This window comes from Nakamurella sp. (assembly GCF_048594475.1).
In the GTDB taxonomy this organism is placed as follows: domain Bacteria; phylum Actinomycetota; class Actinomycetes; order Mycobacteriales; family Nakamurellaceae; genus Nakamurella.
Window position 1 is genome coordinate 1 of the sequence record NZ_JBMDXT010000350.1, and the last position, 2,525, is coordinate 2,525.

At 71.0% G+C, this 2,525-nt stretch carries 2 protein-coding genes; both read left to right on the forward strand.

What is annotated here, in order from left to right; genetic code table 11:
* The first annotated feature begins 117 nt into the window (after positions 1-117).
* Positions 118-831 (forward strand): cysteine hydrolase family protein, encoded by a 714-nt coding sequence (locus ACOJUF_RS15930; RefSeq protein WP_420122808.1) that lies wholly within the window; start codon positions 118-120, stop codon positions 829-831.
* Between the two features lie 24 nt (positions 832-855).
* Positions 856-2,442, forward strand: coding sequence for a regulator (locus ACOJUF_RS15935; RefSeq protein WP_420122809.1), 1,587 nt, complete (start codon positions 856-858; stop codon positions 2,440-2,442).
* Positions 2,443-2,525 lie beyond the last annotated feature (83 nt).

Below are 2,525 nucleotides of genomic sequence, written 5' to 3' on the forward strand. Positions count from 1 at the left end.
GTTGCGCCACCCGACCCCCAGCGATCCCACCCCTGCGATCCCACCCCTGCGATCCGATCCTTGCGATCCCACCCAGATCCCACCCGCCCAGATCCCACCCAGCTCCGGGAGCCCACCGTGCCCGACCCCCTGCGCGTCCCCGCCCGCCCCGAGCCGTTCACCTTCGACATCGCCACGACGGCCCTGGTCGTCATCGACATGCAGCGGGACTTCCTGCTGCCCGGGGGTTTCGGCGAGACCCTCGGCAACGACGTCGCCCTGCTGCAACAGGTGGTGCCGCCGCTCGCCGAGCTGCTGGCCGCCGCCCGCGCCGCCGGGATGATGGTCATCCACACCCGGGAGGGCCACCTGCCCGACCTGTCGGACTGCCCGCCGGCCAAGCTGTCCCGCGGGGCGCCGTCCATGCGGATCGGCGACCAGGGCGCGCTCGGCCGGATCCTCATCCGCGGCGAGTACGGCCACGACATCGTCGACGAGCTCGCCCCGATCGACGGCGAGGTCGTCATCGACAAGCCCGGTAAGGGCGCGTTCTACGGCACCACCTTCGGCGACGTCCTGGTCGAGAACGGCATCACCCGGCTGATCGTCACCGGCGTCACCACGGAAGTCTGCGTGCACACCACGGTCCGGGAGGCCAACGATCGCGGGTACGAGGCCCTGGTGGTCTCGGACTGCGTCGGCTCCTACTTCCCGGAGTTCCAGCGGATCGGCCTGGAGATGATCGCCGCCCAGGGCGGGATCTTCGGCTGGGTCAGCGATTCCGCCTCGATCATCTCGGTGCTGAGCCCGGAGCCGGCGGCGCCGTCGCCGCAACCGGCCCTGGCCGGCTGACCCCACCCCGCAGGGAGAAACCGCATGAACCTCACCGGCTTCAAGAACTCGGCGTCGTCGGACGGCTCGCTCAAGCTGCCCTACTGGACCAAGGGCGAGACCAACGCCTTCTTCGGTCTCGGCTTCAACATCCTGGTCAACGTCCTGACGCTGACCGCGCTGCTGCTGTTCGTCGTGCAGATGCCCGCCAGCAGCGTGCTGGGCACGGTGCTGCCGGCGCTGGGCATCGCCATGCTCGTCGGCAACGTGTACTACACGTTCCTGGCCCGGCGGCTGGCCCGCAAGGAGAACCGGGCCGACGTCACCGCCCTGCCCTACGGGCCGAGCGTGCCGCACATGTTCATCGTCGTCTTCGTCATCATGCTGCCGATCTTCCTCAGCACGGGCGATCCCGTCCGGGCCTGGGAGGCCGGCCTGGCCTGGGCGTTCATCATCGGCGTCATCGTGCTGATCGGGGCCTTCATCGGGCCGTTCATCCGCAAGATCACCCCGCGGGCGGCGATGCTCGGCACCCTGGCCGGCATCTCGATCACCTTCATCTCGATGCGGCCGGCCGCCCAGATCTGGGACGCGGCCTGGATCGGCCTGCCGGTGCTCGGCATCATCCTGGTCGGCTTCTTCACCAACATGCGGCTGCCCGGCGGCATCCCGGTCGGCCTGGCCGCCCTGCTGGTCGGCACCGCGATCGGCTGGATCGGCGGCTACATGTCGGTGCCGGACGTGCAGGCGGCGGTCAGCCAGATCGCCATCGCCGTGCCCAGCCTGCACTTCGACCTGCTGTTCACCGGCCTGGGCAACATCGCACCGCTGCTGGCCACCGCGATCCCGCTCGGTGTTTACAACTTCGCCGAGGCGATGAGCAACGTGGAGAGCGCCGCCGCGGCCGGCGACAGCTACAACCTGCGCAGCGTGCTGCTGGCCGACGGCGCCGGCGCCATCGTCGGGTCGGCACTGGGCTCGCCGTTCCCGCCCGCCGTCTACATCGGGCACCCGGGCTGGAAGGCGGCCGGCGGGCGCGGCTCGTACTCGATGGCCAGCGGCATCCTGATCGCGGTCCTGTGCTTCCTGGGCCTGTTCGGCGTGCTCAACACCCTGCTGCCGATCCCGGCGATCGTGCCGATCCTGCTCTACATCGGCCTGCTGATCGGGGCCCAGGCCTTCCAGTCGGTGCCCAAGATCCAGGCCGCCGCGGTGGTGGCCGCGATCCTGCCCAACCTGGCGCAGTGGGGGACCGGACTGATCGACAACGCGCTCGCCGCGGCCGGCACGTCCGCCGACCAGGTCGGCGAGGCCGCGCTGACCAGCGCCGGCCTGGTCTACCACGGGATGAAGATCTTCGGGGAGGGCGCGGTGCTGGCCGGCATGGTGCTCGGCTCGATCGTCGCGTTCATCCTGATGCGCAACTTCTACTACTCGGCCGCCGCGGCCGGCGTCGGGGCCGCGCTGTCCTGGATCGGCCTGATCCACGCCGAACAGGTGCAGTGGGCCGCCCGGCCACAGGTGGCCCTTGGCTACGCGATGCTGGCGCTGGTGCTGCTCGCCTTCGCCGTGCACAAGCGCAACGAGAAGCCGCAGCCCGACCTCGATGCCGAGGTGGCGGCCGAGAGCTGACCGCCCCGGCCCCGGCCGGCCACCCCGGTTCGTCCCGCCAACGGGCGGGGCGACCCGGGGCGGCCGCGGCGCTCGGGTGGGGC